At 73.3% G+C, this 18,722-nt stretch carries 18 protein-coding genes; 11 read left to right on the forward strand and 7 right to left on the reverse strand.

The window, feature by feature from the left end:
- Position 1 precedes the first annotated feature (1 nt).
- From ACPPVO_RS27350 to ACPPVO_RS27380, 7 genes are all read left to right on the forward strand, one after another.
- On the forward strand, positions 2–1,051 hold the full coding sequence (locus tag ACPPVO_RS27350; RefSeq protein WP_426514008.1) for an amidohydrolase family protein: 1,050 nt from the start codon (positions 2–4) through the stop codon (positions 1,049–1,051).
- Positions 1,048–1,761: an iron-sulfur cluster assembly protein gene (locus tag ACPPVO_RS27355; protein ID WP_426514009.1), complete on the forward strand. Its 714-nt coding sequence runs from the start codon at positions 1,048–1,050 to the stop codon at positions 1,759–1,761. Before ACPPVO_RS27350 ends, ACPPVO_RS27355 begins: the two co-directional genes overlap by 4 nt.
- The gene (locus ACPPVO_RS27360) at positions 1,758–2,783 is read left to right on the forward strand and encodes an NAD(P)-dependent alcohol dehydrogenase (protein ID WP_426514010.1); all 1,026 of its coding nucleotides are present in this window, start codon (positions 1,758–1,760) and stop codon (positions 2,781–2,783) included. The genes ACPPVO_RS27355 and ACPPVO_RS27360 overlap by 4 nt, the downstream gene beginning before the upstream one ends.
- Positions 2,784–2,799: 16 nt before the next feature.
- On the forward strand, positions 2,800–4,500 hold the full coding sequence (gene groL / locus ACPPVO_RS27365; RefSeq protein ID WP_426514011.1) for a chaperonin GroEL: 1,701 nt from the start codon (positions 2,800–2,802) through the stop codon (positions 4,498–4,500).
- A 12-nt stretch (positions 4,501–4,512) separates the two neighbouring features.
- Entirely contained in the window at positions 4,513–5,823 is a 1,311-nt protein-coding gene (locus ACPPVO_RS27370; protein ID WP_426514012.1) for an Nramp family divalent metal transporter, read from the forward strand.
- Between the two features lie 11 nt (positions 5,824–5,834).
- Complete coding sequence (locus ACPPVO_RS27375; protein WP_426514013.1) at positions 5,835–7,835, forward strand: RDD family protein; 2,001 nt, start codon at positions 5,835–5,837, stop codon at positions 7,833–7,835.
- 191 nt (positions 7,836–8,026) lie between these two features.
- Positions 8,027–9,535, forward strand: coding sequence for a DUF7402 domain-containing protein (locus ACPPVO_RS27380; protein ID WP_426514014.1), 1,509 nt, complete (start codon positions 8,027–8,029; stop codon positions 9,533–9,535).
- Between the two features lie 329 nt (positions 9,536–9,864).
- Here the strand turns inward: ACPPVO_RS27380 and ACPPVO_RS27385 are convergent, their stop codons facing one another.
- Positions 9,865–10,560 carry a dienelactone hydrolase family protein gene (locus ACPPVO_RS27385; protein WP_426514015.1) on the reverse strand — a complete coding sequence of 232 codons (696 nt, stop codon included), beginning with the start codon at positions 10,558–10,560 and terminating at the stop codon, positions 9,865–9,867.
- 70 nt (positions 10,561–10,630) lie between these two features.
- Here ACPPVO_RS27385 and ACPPVO_RS27390 point away from each other — a divergent pair, with 70 nt between their 5' ends.
- From ACPPVO_RS27390 to ACPPVO_RS27400, 3 genes are all read left to right on the forward strand, one after another.
- Positions 10,631–11,281: a phosphoribosyltransferase gene (locus ACPPVO_RS27390; protein WP_426514702.1), complete on the forward strand. Its 651-nt coding sequence runs from the start codon at positions 10,631–10,633 to the stop codon at positions 11,279–11,281.
- Positions 11,282–11,526: 245 nt separating this feature from the next.
- Positions 11,527–12,477 carry an NAD(+)/NADH kinase gene (locus ACPPVO_RS27395; protein WP_426514016.1) on the forward strand — a complete coding sequence of 317 codons (951 nt, stop codon included), beginning with the start codon at positions 11,527–11,529 and terminating at the stop codon, positions 12,475–12,477.
- Positions 12,478–12,848: 371 nt separating this feature from the next.
- Positions 12,849–14,222, forward strand: a complete 1,374-nt coding sequence (locus ACPPVO_RS27400) for an FAD-dependent oxidoreductase (RefSeq protein ID WP_426514017.1) — start codon at positions 12,849–12,851, stop codon at positions 14,220–14,222.
- On the opposite strand, the gene ACPPVO_RS27405 is transcribed toward ACPPVO_RS27400, so the two are convergent.
- The 6 genes from ACPPVO_RS27405 to ACPPVO_RS27430 form a co-directional block, all read right to left on the reverse strand.
- Positions 14,153–14,947: a hypothetical protein gene (locus ACPPVO_RS27405; protein ID WP_426514018.1), complete on the reverse strand. Its 795-nt coding sequence runs from the start codon at positions 14,945–14,947 to the stop codon at positions 14,153–14,155. The genes ACPPVO_RS27400 and ACPPVO_RS27405 overlap by 70 nt on opposite strands.
- An 87-nt stretch (positions 14,948–15,034) precedes the next feature.
- On the reverse strand, positions 15,035–15,283 hold the full coding sequence (locus tag ACPPVO_RS27410; protein ID WP_426514019.1) for a hypothetical protein: 249 nt from the start codon (positions 15,281–15,283) through the stop codon (positions 15,035–15,037).
- 121 nt (positions 15,284–15,404) lie between these two features.
- Positions 15,405–15,692 carry a PRC-barrel domain-containing protein gene (locus ACPPVO_RS27415; RefSeq protein WP_426514020.1) on the reverse strand — a complete coding sequence of 96 codons (288 nt, stop codon included), beginning with the start codon at positions 15,690–15,692 and terminating at the stop codon, positions 15,405–15,407.
- Positions 15,679–16,059 (reverse strand): hypothetical protein, encoded by a 381-nt coding sequence (locus tag ACPPVO_RS27420; protein ID WP_426514021.1) that lies wholly within the window; start codon positions 16,057–16,059, stop codon positions 15,679–15,681. Before ACPPVO_RS27420 ends, ACPPVO_RS27415 begins: the two co-directional genes overlap by 14 nt.
- Before the next feature lie 2 nt (positions 16,060–16,061).
- On the reverse strand, positions 16,062–17,291 hold the full coding sequence (locus ACPPVO_RS27425) for an NRAMP family divalent metal transporter (RefSeq protein ID WP_426514022.1): 1,230 nt from the start codon (positions 17,289–17,291) through the stop codon (positions 16,062–16,064).
- Positions 17,288–17,707: a hypothetical protein gene (locus tag ACPPVO_RS27430; RefSeq protein WP_426514023.1), complete on the reverse strand. Its 420-nt coding sequence runs from the start codon at positions 17,705–17,707 to the stop codon at positions 17,288–17,290. Before ACPPVO_RS27430 ends, ACPPVO_RS27425 begins: the two co-directional genes overlap by 4 nt.
- Before the next feature lie 73 nt (positions 17,708–17,780).
- Here ACPPVO_RS27430 and ACPPVO_RS27435 point away from each other — a divergent pair, with 73 nt between their 5' ends.
- Positions 17,781–18,698: a cation diffusion facilitator family transporter gene (locus ACPPVO_RS27435; protein WP_426514024.1), complete on the forward strand. Its 918-nt coding sequence runs from the start codon at positions 17,781–17,783 to the stop codon at positions 18,696–18,698.
- The last annotated feature ends 24 nt before the right edge of the window (positions 18,699–18,722 follow it).

An 18,722-nucleotide genomic window follows, 5' to 3' on the forward strand; every position in this document is an offset into this window, starting at 1 on the left:
CGTGTACGAGAAGGATGGCGAGCGGTACTTCGTCGTCGACAGCCATATGCACTACTGGAACGCCGCCCCGGACAACTGGGTGCCGGGCGCGGAGCAGTACGCCAAGGGCTGGATCGAGTGCTTCCACGCGTACCAGGGCCTCGGGCCCGAGGAGACGCACTGGCCGATCGAGAAGTTCATGAAGTACACCGAGGAAGACCTCATGCGCGACGTCTTCCAGGACGGCCACGTCGACGTCGCGGTGTTCCAACCGACATACCTCACCGAGTGGTACCGCGAGGGCTTCAACACCACCGAGCGCAACGCCGCCCTCGGCGAAAAGCACCCCGGCCGGTTCATCGCCAACACCCGCTGGGACCCCCGCGAGGGCGACGACGGCCTCAAGCGGCTCAAGGAGAACGTCGAGCGCTACGGATCCCGCGGCGTCAAGCTCTACACCGCCGAGTGGCGCAACGGCTCGCGGGGCTGGAAGCTCACCGACCGCGAGGCCTACCGCTACCTCGAGGCCTGCCAGGAGCTCGGCATCGTGAACATCCACGTCCACAAGGGACCGACGATCTGGCCGCTGGACAAGGACGCGTTCGACGTCAGCGACGTCGACCACGCCGCGACCGACTTCCCGGGCCTGAACTTCATCGTCGAGCACGTCGGCCTGCCCCGCATCGAGGACTTCTGCTTCATGGCGACGCAGGAGCCGAATGTGTACGCCGGGCTGTCGGTCGTCATCGGCGGGCTCATGCACGCCCGGCCGCGCTTCTTCGCCAAGGTCATGGGGGAGCTGCTGTTCTGGGTCGGCGAGGACAAGATGACCTTCGGCAGCGACTACGGCATCTGGGAGCCGAAGTGGCAGGTCGAGGGCTTCGTCGACTGGGACTACCCGGACGACGAGTTCTCCGACTACCCGCGGGTGACGACCGCGACCAAGAAGAAGATCCTCGGGCTCAACGCCGCCCGGCTCTACGGCATCGACGTGCCGGCGCAGTTCCGCCTCGACGCCGGCCAGGGTACCCCGGCCGCCCGCGACGACGCCCAGCTCGTCGACTCGGCATGACCGGGGTGCTCGCGGACCCTCTCCTGACCGCGCTGGAGGGGGTCCGGGACCCGGAGCTCGACGAGCCGATCACCGCGCTCGGCTTCGTCGCCTCGTGCACCCGCTCGGCGGACGGCGTCGCCGAGGTGCACCTGCGCCTGCCGACGTACTTCTGCGCGCCGAACTTCGCGTTCCTCATGGTCGCCGACGCCTACGACGCGGTCGCGGCCGTCGACGGGGTCCGCGCGGCCCGCATCGTGCTCGAGGACCACTTCGCGGCCGACGCGATAAACGCGGGCGTCGCCGCGCGGGCCGGGTTCGCGGGGTCCTTCGCCGGCGAGGCGGCCGGCGAGCTCGACGAGCTGCGTGCGGGGTTCCTGCGCAAGGCCGTGCTCGCGGGCACCGACCAGGTGTGCCGGCCCTTGCTCGGCGCCGGGCGCGACCCGGCGGACCTGGCCCGGCTGCGGCTCGGCGACGTGCCACCGTCGCCCGAGCTGCGGCGGCTGCGGCGACGCCGGGCCGAGCTCGGGCTCGCCGCCGGCGATGACGCGCCCCTGCTCATCGACCCCGACGGCGGGGGCGGCGTGCCGGGCGGGGCGGCGCCGCTGTACCTGCGCAAGGCGCGCACCACGCGCGTGAACATCGAGGCCAACACCGGCATCTGCCGCGGCATGCTGCGGCACCGCTACGCCGACGCGGGCCTCGGGCAAACTTCTGAGGAGGATCGATGAAGGCCGTTCGACTGCACGGCTACCACCAGACGCCCGTCGTCGAGGAGATCCCCGAGCCGGTCGTCTCCGGGCCGCTCGACGTCGTCGTACGCATCGGCGGGGCCGGTGTCTGCCGCACCGACCTGCACATCATCGAGGGCCAGTGGGCCGCGGCGATGAACCCCGCGCTGCCCTACACCCTCGGCCACGAGAACGCCGGCTGGGTGCACGCGATCGGCGCCGGCGTGACGAACGTCGCCGTCGGCGACACCGTGATCCTGCACCCCACCCCGACGTGCGGGCTCTGCCACGCCTGCCGCGCCGGCAACGACATGCACTGCGTCGACAGCAGCTTCCCGGGGCTGTCGCACGACGGCGGCATGGCCGAGCTCCTGCTCACCTCGGCCCGCGCCTGTGTCCGGCTCGACCCGGCCACCCGGCCCGAGGACGTCGCCGCCCTCGCCGACGCCGGCATCACCGCCTACCACGCCGTGCGCAAGGCGATCCCGCTGCTGTACCCCGGCACGACCGCGGTGCTCATCGGCGCCGGCGGCCTCGGGCACATCGGCATCCAGTGCCTGGCCGCGCTGACCGCCACGAAGATCATCGTGGTGGACCGCAACCCCGACGCGCTCAAGCTGGCCGAGCAGCTCGGCGCCGACCACACCGTCGTCGCCGACGGCCGGCACGTCGAGGCGGTCCAGGATCTGACGGGGGGCCGCGGCGCCGAGGTCGTGCTCGACTTCGTGGCCGAACAGGGCGCCGAGCACGACGGCTTCGCGATGACCGGGCGCAACGGGTCGTACTTCGTCATCGGCTACGGCGGCACGGTACAGATTCCGACCCTCGACATCATCTCGACCGAGCGCAACATCATCGGCAACATCGTCGGGACCTACACCGACCTCGCCGAGCTCATGGTGCTCGCCGAGTCCGGCAAGGTCACGCTGCACACCAAGACCTACCCGCTCTCCGCCGCCGCGGAAGCGATCGCCGACCTCGACGCCGGCCGGGTCCGCGGCCGCGCGATCCTCGTGCCGTAGCGGCCGGGAGGAACCGATGGCCAAGGAACTCCGCTTCGGCCCGCAGGCGCGCAGCCTGCTGCTGGCCGGCGTCGACCAGCTCGCCGAGGCGGTGAAGTCGACGCTCGGGCCCAAGGGCCGCAACGTCATCCTGGAGAAGATCACCGGTTCGCCGGTGGTCACCAACGACGGCGTCACCATCGCCCGCGAGATCCACCTCAAGAACCAGTTCGAGAACATGGGCGCCCAGCTGGTCAAGGAAGCCGCGATCAAGACCAACGACATCGTCGGCGACGGCACGACCACCGCGACCGTGCTGGCCCAGGCGATCGTGCGCGAGGGCATGACCGCCATCGACGGCGGCGCCAACCCGGTGCTCGTCAAGCGCGGCATCGACTTCGCCGTGGGCCGGCTCGTCGAGCACCTGCGCGCCGTGGCCCGGCCGGTCGACACCGAGGCCGACCTCGGGCGCGTCGCGGCGATCTCGGCCAACGACGACGAGGTCGTCGGCGCGGTGATCGCCAAGGCCCTGCACACCGTCGGCAACGGCGGGATCGTCACCGTCGAGGAGTCCGCCGCGCCCGGCTCGCACGGGATGAGCGTCGGGTTCGTCGAGGGCTTCGAGTTCGACAACGGGTACCTCTCGCCGTACCTCGTCACGAACCCGGCCGCGCTGGAGGCCGTCCTCGACGAGCCCTACATCCTGCTGTGCAGCGAGAAGATCACCAAGGTACAGCAGCTCATGCCGATCCTCGACAAGATCATGCGGGCGCCCCGCCCGCTCGTCATCATCGCCGAGAACGTCGAGGGCACGGCGCTGAGCATGCTCGTGCACAACCACGTGAACCGCACCTTCCAGTGCGTCGCCGTCCGCGCCCCCGGCTTCGGGGACCGGCGGCTGCACAAGCTCGAGGACATCGCCGCGATCACCGGCGGCGCGGTGTACAGCCGCCACTCCGGCTTCTCGCTGGAGACCATGACCGTGGAGCACCTCGGCCGGGCGACCCAGGTGCGGGTGACCGCCGGCAGCACCGCGATCATCGGCGGCAACGGCGCCCCGGACGACGTCGAGTTCCGCCTCACCCAGCTGCGCTCCGAGCTCGCCCGGGCCACCTTCGGCATCGACGAGGACGTGCTCACCGAGCGCATCGGCGCGCTCTCCGGCAAGGTCGCCGTCATCCGGGTCGGCGCCCCGACCAACGCCGAGCTCAAGGAGCTGCAGCACCGCGTCGAGGACGCGCTGTCGGCCACCCGCGCGGCGATGGCCGAGGGCGTCGTCGCCGGCGGCGGGGCGGCCCTGCTGCACGCCGAGTCCGCGCTGCACGACCTCGAGGTCAAGGACGACTACGCCACCGGCGTGGAGATCGTGCGCCGCGCCCTCACCGAACCCGCCTTCCTGATCGCCGCCAACGCCGGCTACTCCGGCCCCGAGGTCGTCGCGCGCCTGCAACACCTCGGCCCGGAGGAGGGCTTCGACGCCCTCGAGGGCCGCTACGGCAACATGCTGGAGATGGGGATCGTCGACCCGCTCCGGGTGGCGCGCTCCGCGCTGCAGAACGGTGCCTCAGTGGCCGGGCTCCTGCTCACCACGAACACACTCGTGGCCGAGGAACAGACGCCGTGGGGTGGCAGCCCGGCGCTCATGACGGAGTTCGGCGCGCTCGACGAGGGTCTGCACCAGCCCTCGCCGGACTCGAGTACCCCGCAGTCGCTCGGGCTCGGCCCGTCGGTCGGCTGAGAGCAGCCGAGCATGCCACCCCTTCCCGGGGACGGCGGCGCCATCGCCGCCGTCCCCACCCTCGACCAGCCGCCGCGGCCCGCCCCGGCCCTGCACGCCCTGCGCGCCCGGGGACGCCTGCGCGGCGGCCTGGCCCTGCTCGGCCCCGCGTTCGTGGCCGCCGTCGCCTACATCGACCCGGGCAACTTCGCGATAAACATCACCGCCGGGGCCGCCCACGGATACCTGCTCGTCTGGGTCATCATCACGGCGAACCTCATGGCGATGCTGGTGCAGTACCTGTCGGCCAAGACCGGCGTGGCCACCGGCCGCGACCTGCCGGAGCTGTGCCGCGAACACTTCCCGCGCGCGGTCGCCCGCGGCCTGTGGGTCCAGGCCGAGGTCATCGCCATGGCCACCGACCTCGCCGAGTTCGTCGGCGCCGCCGTCGGCCTCTACCTGGTCTTCGGCGTGCCGCTGTTCCCCGCCGGCCTCATCACCGCCGTGGTCGCGTTCGGCATCCTGGCGCTGGAGCAGCGCGGGTACCGCCGCTTCGAGCTGGCCATCGCCGCCCTGCTCGCCATCGTCTTCCTCGGGTTCCTCTACGACCTCGCCGCCGTCGGCGCCGACCCGGGTGCCATCGCCGGGGGACTGCTGCCCCGCCTGGGCGACAGCGGCGCCCTGCTGCTCGTCGCGGGCATCTTCGGCGCGACCGTCATGCCGCACGTGGTGTACCTGCACTCCGCCCTCACCAAGGCCCGCGTCTCCTGCCGCGACGACGCCGAGCGGCACGAGCTGCTGCGCTTCCAGCGCCTCGACGTCATCGTCGGCCTCGGCGCCGCCGGCGTCATCAACCTCTCGATGCTCGTCGTCGCCGCCTCACTGTTCCACGGCACCGCCCGCGCGGGCATCGACTCGATCGAGGCCGCGCACGCGGGCCTCGCCGAGCTGGTCGGCGGCGGCGCGGCCCTGGCCTTCGCCGCGGCCCTGCTCGCGTCCGGCCTGTCCTCCTCGAGCGTCGGCACCTACGCCGGCCAGGTCGTCATGCAGGGCTTCATCCGCCGGCGCATCCCGCTGTTCCTGCGCCGGGGCCTGACGATGCTGCCCGCCCTGCTCGTGCTGGGCCTGGGCCTGCCGCCGACCGGGAGCCTGGTCGCGTCCCAGGTGGTCCTGTCCTTCGGCATCCCGTTCGCCCTGGTACCGCTGGTGCTGCTCACCCGCCGCCGCGACATCATGGGCACCTTCGTGAACCGCCCGCTGACCACGGCCGCGACGTCGCTGATCGCCGCGCTCATCATTGTTCTGAACGTGTACCTGCTGTGGACGGTGCTGCGGGGGCACTAAGGTATATCGTCGTGGTCGATCCCTCATACCAGCCGCAGTACTGGGCCCCACCTCCTTTTCCGGGCGCGCCGTTGGTGGGTGCGCCGCCGTCGCCCCCGGTCGTGAACGCGGAGCCGAAGCGGGCCGGGATCGGGCGGCGGCTGCTCGGCTGGTGGATCGACTACCTGATCGTCATGGTGCCCGGCGTGGCCCTGGTCGCGTACGCGCTGTGGAGCCTGGTGCGCGGCCTGCCCAACTACGTCGGTGGCGTCGCCGCCGACGTCGGGGCCACGCGCCTGGTCGGGCTGGTCACACACCGCGGCGCGGGCGGCCCCGGCTTCCGGGCGGTAGCCTCGGGCCAGTGGCTCGACCTGGCGTTGCCGCTGATTTTGGCGGTACTCGCCGTGCCGCTGCTGCAGTTCACGTACCAGGCGTCCATGCTGGCCTGGCGGGGCCGGACGATCGGCAAGATCGTCGCCGACACCAAGGTCGGGGGCGGGCGGTTCGCGGTGCGGCGGGCCTTCGCCACCACGTTCGTCGAGACCGGGCTGGTCGGGATCGGGCTGGCCCTGGCCGTCTACGGGGAGTTCTCCCTCGGCGTCCTCGTGCTGGTCGTGGCCACGGTGGTGTGGTGGGTCAACCTGCTGCCTGCCCTCGGCCCGAAGCACCGCACCGTCGTGGATCGCGTGGCCGGGACGGTGGTCGTGCGGCGGGCGCTCTACGCGCAGGTCGCGGCGGCGACCGCGGAGCTCGCACGGCGCACGTCGGGGGCGGCCATCGACGCCGGGCGGCGGACCACTGGTGCGGCGCTGGACGCCGGGCGGCGGACGACGGGGGCGGCGCTGGATGCGGGTCGGCGGACCACGGATGCGGCGCTGGATGCGGGTCGACGGACCACGGATGCGGCAGTTGACGCCGGGCGCTGGACGACTGGTGCGGCGGCTGACGCCGGGCGCTGGACTGCGGGCGCGGCGCTGGACGCCGGGCGGCGGACCGGGGATGCGGCCGCGGTGGCCGGGCGCATGGGCGCGGACGCGGCGGTGGTGGCGGCCCAGGTCGCGGCGGAGGCGGCGGCCGCGGCCCGGCGTCGCGGAGCGGAACACCTCCCGGCGGCGGCCAGGCGCACCACTGACGCGGCGGCGGCCGCGGCGCGCAAGACCGCCACGGCGGCGGCGGAGGCCGCGGCGGTGGCGGGCCAGGCGGCACGGCAGGGCGCGGCGGCGGCGGGCGAGGCGGCACGGCAGGGCGCGGCGGCGGCGGGCGAGGCGGCGCGGCAGGGCGCGGCGGCGGCGGGCGAGGCGGCGCGGCAGGGCGCGGCGGCGGCGGGCGAGGCGGCGCGGCAGGGCGCGGCGGCGGCGGGCGAGGCGGCGCGGCAGGGCGCCGAGAAGCTGGTCCAGGCCGCGCCCGTGCAGCAGGCGCTCAACTCGAAGGTCGGCCAGCAGTCGCAGGCCTTGGGCGCCGCCGGAGCGAAGCGGGCCCGCGAGCTCGGCGACCGCACGGCCGGCGCGGCGCGCAAGGTCGGCGACCGGGCGCAGCAGCTGTGGCAGGAGCGCCAGGCGGCGCGGGCCGAGCGCCAGGAGCCGAACACGCCCGCCGACCCCCCGACCGCACCGGCACCGCCCGCCCTACCCGCCGCGCCGTTCCAGCCTCCCGCCGTGCCGACCGTGCCGTCCGAGCGTCCCGCCGTGCGGTCCCAGTCGTTCGACGTGCCGACCGCGCCGTCCCAGTCTCCTACCGTGCCGTTCCACCCCGCCGCCGTGCCTTCCCAGCCTTCCACTGTGCGGTCCCAGTCGTTTGCCGTGCCCGCCGTGCCGTCCCAGCCTTCCGCCGTGCCATCCCAGCCTGACGCTGTGACGTCCCAGTCGTTCGCCGTGCCCACCGTGCCTTCCCAGCCTTCCGCCGTTCCGTCCCAGCCTCCCGCCGTGCAGTCGCAGCCTCCCGCCGTGCAGTCGCAGCCTCCCGCCGTGCCGCCGTTGCCGATGTGGCCCGAGACGCCGCCCGACGCGATTCCGCCGCATTCCGCCGCCGATTGATTCGGCCGCCCTCCGGCGGCGGAAGTTCTGTCGTGAACGTTTCACCCCGAAATGTTTTCGGCTCCGTGCTCACTCTTTGATGCCGCTTAAGTCTTGGCACAACCCGTCACAAGCATTGACTCCCGGCAATACGGGCGACCAGGGTTACGAAAAGGATTTCGTCAATGCCCTGTGAAGGGAGCCCCCAACCCATGCCCAGATCCGGACCCACACGGATCATCGTCGCCGCGGCCGCCGCCATCGGCCTCGTCGTCGCCGGGGTCTACGCCGCCGGCAGCGCGTTCGCCGGCGACCGGACCAGTCAGACCGCCGACCTCACCGCCGTGCCCGCCAACGAGCCCGCCAAGGGCCTCGTGTACGACGGCCTGCAGCGCCGCCCCGCCGGGCCGTGCGGGGCCGGCCTGCTCGAGGTCAAGGGGACCAGCCCGGTCATGTGCACGCACGGGCCCGACACGCCGCCCGCCGGGCTGTCGGTCAAGGCCGGCGTGCCCGCCATCGCCTCGGCCGCGGCGTCCACTCAGGCGCTCGCCGTCTGCGAGGGCGACGGTACGAGCGGCCGCCGCGTCGAGGTGCTCTACATCCACGGCTCCAGCAGCCGCTACTCGCAGTACCTGGAGACGTTCCGCACCCTCGCCGAGGGCGTGGACACGATCTTCAACGAGAGCGCGAAGGAGACCGGCGGGGAGCGGCACGTGCGGTACGTGACCGAGACCGTCAACGGCGCCTGCCGCCCTGTGGTCCGTGACGTGCAGATCGCCGACTCCGCCCTGAACGCCAACGACTGGGCGCCGCTGCTCAACGCGGTCAAGGCGGCCGGGTACACCCGCACGGACCGCAAGTACCTGCAGTTCGTCGACGCGAACGTGTACTGCGGCATCGGCGGCCTCGCCGGCGACACGACCAAGAGCGACTCCAACCGGTCGAACACCGGCCCGGAGTACGCCCGCGCCGACAACGGCTGCTGGAACGCCGGCGTGGCCGCGCACGAGCTCGGCCACACCCTCGGCGCCGTCAACAACAACGCGCCCAACGCGTCCGGCTTCGGCCACTGCACGGACGAGTGGGACGTGATGTGCTACAAGGACGACGCCAGCGTCACGGTCCGCACGGTGTGCACCGACCGGGCGCACGACAACCGGCTGGACTGCAACCACGACGACTACTACAGCACCAACCCGCCCGCCGGGTCGTACCTGTCGAAGTACTACAACGTCGCCGACAACCTGTTCCTCATCAAGGGCACCGGAGGCGGCGGCAACCCGCAGCCGGACAGCAACCTGGCGAGGTCCGCGACGCCGTCGGCGTCGTACACGTCGTCGTGGGAGTCGGTGAACGCCATCAACGACGGGATCGACCCGCCGTCGTCGAACGACACCGTCAACCCGCGCTGGGGCACGTGGCCCAACAGCGGGCAGCAGTGGGCCGAGCTGCAATGGTCGAGCGCCCAGACGCTGAAGCGCGTGCAGGTGTACCTCTTCGACGACAACCAGGGCATCGATGTGCCCTCGAGCTGGAAGTTGCAGTACTGGAACGGCAGCGCGTACGTCGACGTGCCGGGCGCCAGCGGCTACCCGGTCACCGCGAACGCGTACATCACCGTGAACTTCACCCAGGTCAGCACCACGCGCCTGCGGGTGCTGCTGCAGTCCACCGGCACCAGCTCGGTCGGCCTGCTGGAGGTCAAGGCCTTCGCCAGCTGACATCAGGACCGTTCGGGCGTGGTCGCAATCGGCCGCGCCCGGACGGTCTCAGGTGCCGTCGCCGGCCGGGTAGCCCGTGCAGGGTGAGGTCGACGTCGGCCGGGTGCCCAAATCGGCCGCGCCCGGACGGTCTCAGGTGCCGTCGCCGGCCGGGTAGCCCGTGCAGGGTGAGGTCGACGTCGGCCGGGTGCCCAAATCGGCCGCGCCCGGACGGTCTCAGGTGCCGTCGCCGGCCGGGTAGCCCGTGCAGGGTGAGGTTGACCTCGGCCGGGTGCCCAAATCGGCGGCGCGCGGACGGGTTCAGGTGCCGTCGTCGGGCGGGTAGCCGTTCAGGTGCCGTCGTCGTCGGGCAGGTAGCCGTTCAGGGTCAGGTCGAAGTCGGCCAGGTGCCGGTCGAACCACTGCGCCGCCGCGCCCGCGACCTGGTCCAGCGTCCCGGGCTCCTCGAAGAGGTGCGTCGCGCCCGGCACGATCCACAGCGCCGACTCGCCGCCGAGGTCGTGGTGCGCGGCCCGGTTGAGGTCCAGGACCGAGGCGTCGAGCTCGCCGACGATGAGCAGTACCGGCGCGGTCACCTCAGTGAGCCGGGGGCCGGCAAGGTCCGGGCGGCCGCCGCGGGAGACCACCGCCCGCACGTGGCGCGGACGGTCGGCCGCGGTGAGCAGCGCCGCGGCGGCGCCGGTGCTGGCCCCGAACAGGCCCAGCGGGAGCCGGGTCAGCACGGTCTGTGCGGCGATCCAGTCGACGACGCCGGTCAGCCGGTCGGCGAGCAGCCCGATGTCGAAGCGCAGGCGCCCCCCGGCGGCGTCCCGGCGTTCCTCGTCGGCGGTGAGCAGGTCGGTCAGCACCGTGGCCAGGCCGACGCCGTTCAGACGGCCGGCGACCATGCGGTTGCGCGGGCTGAGGCGAGAGCTGCCGCTGCCGTGGGCGAACAGCACGATCCCGCGCGCATCGGCGGGCACGGTCACGTCGGCGTCGAGGACGACCCCGGCGGACGGTACCGCCATCATCGTGTCGTGTCCCATGATCTCCCGCCTACCCCGAGTGGGGTGGAGTACGCATGCCGGGGCCTCGGGCGGGTAGAGGAACGGCGTGATGCTGTTCGCCGACCGGAGCGGTGCCGGTCGAGCCCTCGCCGAGAAGCTGGCCGGCTCGCCCGCCGTCGCCGGTGACGTTCTGGTGCTGGCGCTGCCCCGTGGCGGTGTGCCGGTCGCCGTGCCCGTGGCCGAGCGGCTCGGCGCCGAGCTCGACATCGTGGTCGCCCGCAAGATCGGGGCGCCCGGCCACGCGGAGTTCGGCGTCGGGGCGCTTGCTGAGGACGGGCCGCCGGTCTTCGACACGCACGTCTTGCGCTACCTCGGGCTCAGCTCCGCCGACCTCGCCCCGACCGTCGCCGCCGAGCGGGCCGAGCTGCGTCGGCGGGTGCGGCGGTACCGTGGCGACCGCCCGGCCCCCGCGGTGACCGGCCGCTGCGTGGTGCTCGTCGACGACGGTCTGGCCACCGGTGTCACCGCCCAGGCCACCGTGGGCTGGCTGGCCTCCCGGGAACCGGCGCGGATCGTCCTGGCCGTGCCGGTCTGCTCCGAGCAGGCGCGCGACCGGCTGGGCGGCAGCGCGACCGTCGTCTACCTGCACGCGCCGCCGGACTTCGCCGCGGTCGGGCAGTGGTACGCCGACTTCACCCAGCTCACCGACGCCGACGTGGATGCGGCGCTGGAGCGCCACGCCCGGACCGGCACGCCGTAGCGCCGCGGCAGTGGGGCGTGGAAGTGGAAGCGGCCCGGCCGCGCTGTAACGGCGGCACGGTCCGGCTGTGACGCGCACGGTCCGGCTGTGACGCGGCACGGGCCGACCTTGTGCCGCGGCACGGGCGCTGGGACAGGTCACGGGCCCACCTGGGACGCGGCACGGGCCTATCTGTGACAGTGACACGGCACGGGGACTGGGACGCAGCACGGGCGTGTTGTTCGCGGCACGGCAGACTGGTACGCATGAGCGAGCACTCGAAGGTCGGCACCGTCGGTCTCGTGCTGCACCCGCGCAAGCCGGTCGACGACTCCGTTGCGGCCATCCTCGCGGCCACGGGTGGGCACCCCGTGCGGGTCGTGGCCCGGGAGCGCGACCGGGACCGGCTGCCGGACGGTGTCGGTACCGTCGCCGACGACCGGTTCGCGGCCGACGTCGACGGGATCATCGCGCTCGGCGGCGACGGCACGATTCTGGGCGCTATGCGGCTGGTGGTCGCGCGGCCGGTGCCCATCCTCGGCGTCAACCACGGCAACCTCGGGTTCCTCGCCGAGGTGTCGCCGCCCGAGCTGCCCGCCGCGCTCGCCCGCCTCGCCGCCGGTGACTTCACGATCGAGCGGCACGCCGGGCTCGCCGCGAACGCCGGGCCGGCCGAGCTCGCGACCGGGTTCGGGTTCAACGACGTCGTCCTGGCCCGCACCGGGCGCTCCGGGGCCGTCTCCGTCGACCTGTCCGTCAACGACGTGCGGTTCGGCTACTACCGCGCCGACGCCGTCATCGTGGCGACGCCGACCGGGTCGACGGCGTACAACCATGCGGCCGGCGGGCCGATCCTCTCGCCGTCCTCGGACGCCGTCGTCGTCACGCCGGTCGCCCCGATGGCCGGCATCGCCCGCTCGGTGGTCCTCGGCGCCGGCGACCGGGTGAGCTTCACCGTGGCCGAGGACAGCGCTCCGATCGCGGTCGACGTCGACGGTACCGCCGGTGCGATCCTCCACCCCGGCGACCGCATCACCACGACGCTGCGCCGCGACGCGGGCGAGATCGTCCGGTTCTCGGCGGCCGAGCACGCCAGCCGCAGCCGGGTGAAGCTGAGCCTCCTCGACCTGCCGCTGCGCCCCGACCAGCTGCTGGAGCTCATCCCGCCGGAGATGCGTCAGCGCGCCCACGAGGCCATCGCGGGCCGTGATACGTAACCGTCCGGTTCTCGGCGGCCGAGCACGCCAGCCGCAGCCGGGTGAAGCTGAGCCTCCTCGACCTGCCGCTGCGCCCCGACCAGCTGCTGGAGCTCATCCCGCCGGAGATGCGCCAGCGCGCCCACGAGGCCATCGCGGGCCGCGATACGTAACCGTCCGGTTCTCGGCGGCCGAGCACGCCAGCCGCAGCCGGGTGAAGCTGAGCCTCCTCGACCTGCCGCTGCGCCCCGACCAACTGCTCGATTTCATCCCGCCCGAGATGCGCCAGCGCGCCCACGAGGCCATCGCGGGCCGTGATACGTAAGGTCCGCAGATGGGCACTGTCTCGTTACTGACCCTGGGCTCCGGCCGGGGGACGCAGGATCATCGGCGTGTCCGACAACCAACGCCATGCCATTGTCCTCGGGGGCAGCATCGCCGGCCTGACGGCCGCCCGCGCCCTTCGTGATTCCTTTGACCGTGTCACCGTCTTCGACCGCGACACCCTGCCCGACGGGGCCGCCCACCGCCGGGGCGTACCCCAGGCCGAGCACGGCCACGGCCTGCTCGCCCGCGGCCGGGCCGTGCTCGAGGAGCTCTTTCCCGGCCTCGTCGACGAGCTCGCCGAGCTGGGCGCCATCCCGCTCGACATCCAGCGCGACGTCGTGTGGATCTTCGGCGACCGGCCCGCGCCCCGCGTCGCCTCCGGGCTGGCCGGGCTCTCGATCAGCCGGGCCCTGCTCGAGGCCGGCCTGCGCCGCCGGGTCGCGGCGCTGCCCGGGGTCACGATCCTCGACGGCCACGAGGCCACCGGGCTGACCTTCGACGGCGCCCGGGTCACCGGCGCCACCGTCCGGCCGGTCGGCGGCGGCGAGCACGAGGTCCGCGCCGACCTCGTCGTCGACGCCACCGGCCGCGGGAACCGGGGCACGACCTGGCTCGCCGCGCTGGGCTTCGAGCGCCCGGCCGAGGAGCGCATCGACGCCGGTACCGTCTACGTCTCCCGCGACTACCGCCGCGGGCCCGGTGCGGCCGATTTCCCCGCGATCCTCAACGCGCCCGGCGGCCCGGCGCGGCCCTACGGCGGGATCGCCCTCGGCGTCGACGGCGACCGCTGGATGGTGACCCTGCTCGGGGTCGGCCCCGGCCAGGCCCCGCCCACCGACCCGGACGGGTACCTCGACTTCGCCGCGAAGCTGCCCGACCCGCGCCTGCACGCGCTCCTGGCCTCCTCGGAGCCGCTGGGCGACCCGGTGCGGCTGCGGCTGCCGGCCAGCGTGCGGCGGCGCTACGAGCGGCTGACCCGGCTTCCGGAGCGGCTGGTGTCGATCGGGGACGCGCTGTGCAGCTTCAACCCGGCGTACGGCCAGGGGATGACGGTCGCGGTCGCGCAGGCCGCGGCCCTCGGGCGGGCGGCCGGTGCGGGGCTCGATGGTCTGCCACGGCGCTTCTACGCGCGGGCGGCCCGGATCATCGACGTGCCGTGGGACATGTCGGCCGGCGGCGACCTCGCCTACCCGTTCGTGGAGGGGGCGCGGACGCGGCGGGGCGAGGTGCTCAACGCGTACGTCGCCCGGGTCCAGGCCGCGACCGGCCACGACGCGGCCGTGGCCCGGCGCTTCCTCGAGGTCACGAACCTCATGCGTCCGCCGCAGTCGCTGCTGGCGCCCGGGATGCTGGCCCGGGTGCTGCGGGCTCAGCGCAGGAGCAAGGCCCAGAGCGCGACGAGCACGACGAGCAGGGCGACGGCCACCATCGCCCAGTAGGACCTCCGGGAGGCCTCCGCCGGCGTTTCGACAACCGACGGCGGAGGCGCCCCGACCGGCGGCGGAGACACCGGCACAAGCGGAGGCGCCCCGACCGGCGGCGGAGGCGTCGGCACAAGCGGAGGCGCCGGCACAAGCGGAGGCGCCGGCACAAGCGGAGGCGCCCCGACCGGCGGCGGAGGCGTCGGCACAAGCGGAGGCGCCGGCACAAGCGGAGGCGCCGGCACGACCGGTGCCGTTTCCACGGGCGCCGTTGGCAAAGGCAGCGTCTCCAGCACCGGCGGAGGCGAGGGCGCGGGAATCGGAACCGGGACGGCGACCGGGACTGCGACCGGGCCGGCAGACTGCGCGCGCTCGATGAGCCGGGCCACGCGCGCGCTGGCGGCGCGCAACCGCGCGGCCTCCTTCGCGGGCACCTTGTGCCCGGCGATGATCCCGCACGCCTGGGCCACCGCGACGACGAGCACCGGATTGCCGACGAGCTCCCGGTGCCCGGTGAACAGCGCCGCGATCATGTTCCGGTCCACCCGCAGCCCGGGCGCGAGCCGGTGGGAGCGGATGACCTCGGCGAGGTACCGCCGCGTGCTCTTCGGCCGGGACCGGCCGCGCGGGCGCTTGCGGCTGCCGCGGTGCTCGGCCCGGACGACCAGCGCCGTCAGCGTCGCCACCAGCGACTCGACGGCGTCGTCGGCCTCCTGCCACCGCCGCGTCACCGTATCCGTCACCGAAGCCGTCCCCCAAGCCGTGTCCATGCCCACGCGTGTACCCAGATTCTCGCGTGACCCGCACACCGGCACGCCGGGAGGGCGGCCTTATGGCTTCCCGTCGATCCACACGAGCTTGGACGGGTACAGCGCCTCGGCCGTGGCCAGGGCGGCCTCGGCGGAGCCGAACACGGCGACCTCGATGCGCCCGTCGGCCAGGAACCAGCTCGTCAGGGCGTGTCCGGTGAGCTCGTGCCCCCACGCGACGACCGACGGGTGGCCGTCGTCCTCGGGGTCGGCGACGATCCCGAACAACCGCGGCGCGTCGTCCAGCAGCGGTTCGTCGGCCTCGATCACGCGGGCACCCTCTCCGTCTCGGCAACATGCACATGCAAACGCAGCGTACGACCGTCTTCGCCCGCGGGCATGATCGCGAGGCCATGTGGAGTATGAACATCCCTCGGAAGAGGTGGGGGCCTCAGTAACTCACGTCCCGTAGCAGGCTGGGCGCCGCCTGCGACCAGGGGATCTCGGCGCTGTCGCGGCGCAGGACCCAGCGGGCCAGGGCCTCCAGCAGCCACGGGCCGGTCGTCTGGTCGCGCTCGTAGCCGAGCAGGCGGCCCCAGGGGCGCCGGGTGACGATCACCGCGACGATCGCGCCGTCGTCCACGACGAGGTCGGTGACGCGGCCCGCAGTACCGTCGACGCGTTTGCCCAGAAGATCACTGGCGCGCAGGCCGGCCTGGGCGGGGTCAGTTGCCGGCATCGTGGGCTCCCGGGATTCGGCTGATGAGGTGCTCGCGCAGCCACTGCTCCAGCGCGGGCTCGGCGAGCAGCTCCCGCCGGATGGTCAGGTGCACGGCGCTGTCGGTGTGGCCGACGACGTCCCACGGGATGCGCAGCGGGTCGGGGTTCTCGGCCGGGTGCAGCCGGCCCGAGACGCTGGAGACCCAGCGGCCGAGGCGCCCGCCGAGCCGGCGGCCGAGGGCCTGCGGGCCGACGAGCAGCGCGGCGATGCGCGGCCCGCCGTCGGGGCCGGGGGCGAGCTCGACGTCGTCGACCTTGCCCACCGCCTCGCCGGCCAGGTCGACGATCTGCCGGTCGAGCAGGTCGAAGCCGATCAGCAGCGGCATGGTCAGCCTCCCATTCCGGTCATGACCAGCAGCGGGATCGCGGCCACGGCCGCGATCACGATGACGGCGAGGTAGAGCAGGCCGAGCGCGTTGGCGAGCCGGCCGTTGACGCGGTCGCCGAGGTAGTCGCGGTCGTTGGCGACGACCAGGATCGGCAGGTACGTCAGCGGCAGCACGACCGCGCTGAAGATGAGGGTGTACTCGGTCAGCTGCACGGGATCGACCATTGTCGCGAGCGCGGCGACGCCGATGAGGACGCTCACGAGCACGACCGTGTGGAAGCGGGCCGCCTGCGTGGGCTTGAGGCGCTTGCCCCAGGACCAGCCGAAATACTGGGCGATGGTGTACCCGGCCGAGAGCCCGGTCTCCATGGCCGCCCCGAACGTGGCCGCGAAGAAGCCGAGGATGGCCACGGCGAGCCCGAGCTTGCCCAGCGCGAGCACCACCGGCAGCGCGGACTGGCCGAGGTTGTCCAGGCGCATCCCGAGCGGGTGGTACACGGTCGCGGCCGTGGCCATCAGCGCCAGCGAGAGCAGGCCGCCGAGCGGGAAGCCGATGAACACGTTCGCCTTGTTGATCGTCAGGTCCTTGGCCGTCCAGCGCTCCTCGACACCGCCGGAGGAGAAGAAGAACACCTCGTACGGTGTCATCGCCGCGCCGAACAGGGCGACGGCCTGGAACGAGTACGTGCCCCAGTTCTCGTCGCCGGCCGGGCCCGGGCGGCTTGCCTGGTGCCACAGGTCCGACCACGGCACGTCGAGCTTGAACAGCGCCACGACGAACACGATCAGCGTCAGGCCGAGCAGGCCGAAGACCCGCTCGATGGTCTCGAACTTCGTGCGCCACAGCACGACCCAGGCGACGAACCCGACGACGGGCACGAACAGCAGGTAGTTGACGCTCGTGGCCAGCTGCAGCGCGAGGGCGACGCCGCCGAGCTCCGCGCCGAGGGTCAGCACGGTCACCAGGTAGGAGCCGGCCAGGTTGACCAGCCCGACGCGCGGCCCGAGGCGCTCGCGGACCAGGTCGAACACCGGGCGGCCGGAGACGGCGGCGACGCGGCCGGCCATCTCGGCGTACACGCAGATCCCGACCACGCCGACGACCACGACCCAGGCGAGGGACATCCCGAACCGGGCCCCGGCCTCGGAGTTGGCCACGATGTCGCCGATGTCGACGAACCCGCCGATCGCGGTCAGGATGCCCAGCGTGATGGCGAACGCCTTGTTCATCCGACCTCACCGAGCCGTCCGGCCAGTTCCCGCAGCCCGTCGGTGTCCGTGGGGTCGGCCGCGACGTCCTGCAGCCGGGCGACGGCCTCGGTCAGCAGGGGCAGCAGGCGGTCGCGCAGCGCCTTGGCCGGGTCGTCCGGCGGGGGCAGCTGGGCGAAGTCGCGTACCGAGGACGCCAAGCTCTTCGCACTGTCATCCAGCAGTACCGTCGCGTAGAGCTCCGGCGCCCGCCCGTCGCGCACGGCGCCGCCGGTCAGGTCGGCGGTCAGCAGCGCGTCGTGGGCCGCCTGGGCCGTGCGCTCGGCGGCCACGCGGAAGTCGTGGAAATCGGGCGGGCGCACCGAGCAGTACCCGAGCAGCCCGCACAGGACCACGAGCAACCCGGTCACCGTGGCGGCCATGATCCGAGGTCGCATGAGCGCGCTGTACCCGGGTGCGGTCCATTTCCAAACACGGTTGCCCGGCGCCCGGACGGGTATCGATGGGTGCATGGCGGAAAGCGACGAGAGCAGCACCAAGACCGTCCTCGTGGCCGCGGGGGCGAACCTGGCGATCGCCGCGGCCAAGGCGGTCGCGGCGATCCTCACTGGTTCGGCCGCGCTGTGGGCGGAGACGATGCACTCGGCCGCCGACACCGGCAACGAGGTGCTGCTGTGGCTGGGGCTGCGCCGCTCGAAGCGCAAGCCCGACGGCCGTCACCCGTTCGGCTACGGCCAGGAGCGGTACTTCTGGGCGTTCCTGGCCGCGCTCGGCATCTTCCTCGTCGGCGGCCTGCTGTCGATCGCCGAGGGCGTGCGCAGCTGGCTGGTGCCGGAGCCGCTGGAGAGCCCGTGGATCGGCATCGCGGTGCTCGTGGTGTCGGCGGGCTTCGAGTCGTGGTCGTGGCTGACCGCCCGCCGCCAGCTGCGCGAGGACGCCAAGGCCCGGCGCCGCTCGGTCCGCGAGCACCTGGTCCGCGCCTCCGACCCGAGCGCCACCACCGTGTACCTCGAGGACTCCGCCGCCCTCGTCGGCATCGCCCTGGCCCTGATCGCCCTGATCATGCACATGGTCACCGGCTGGGCCTGGTGGGACCCGGCGGCGAGCATGGCCATCGGCGTCCTGCTGGCCGTGGTCGCGTGGCTGCTGGCCCGCCGCTCCAAGGCGCTGCTGATCGACGCGGCCGCGCCCGACGACGTGATGGAGGACCTGCGCGAGACGATCGGCCCGCAGCCGTGGATCGGCACCGTGCACGAGCTGCGCGCCGTGTACGTCGGCCCTTCCCAGCTGCTCGTGACCATGAACGTGTCGCCGAGCGAGGAGCTGCGCGCCCGCCCCGGCTCGGAGCTCGTCACGCACGTCACCGAGCTGCGCGAGCGCCTGCTGCGCAACCCGGGCGTCGCCGACGCGGTCATCACACTGGTCTGATCGCGTGGCCGTCCTTGCCGGCGA

This window comes from Dactylosporangium sp. McL0621 (assembly GCF_049995355.1).
Lineage (GTDB): Bacteria > Actinomycetota > Actinomycetes > Mycobacteriales > Micromonosporaceae > Dactylosporangium.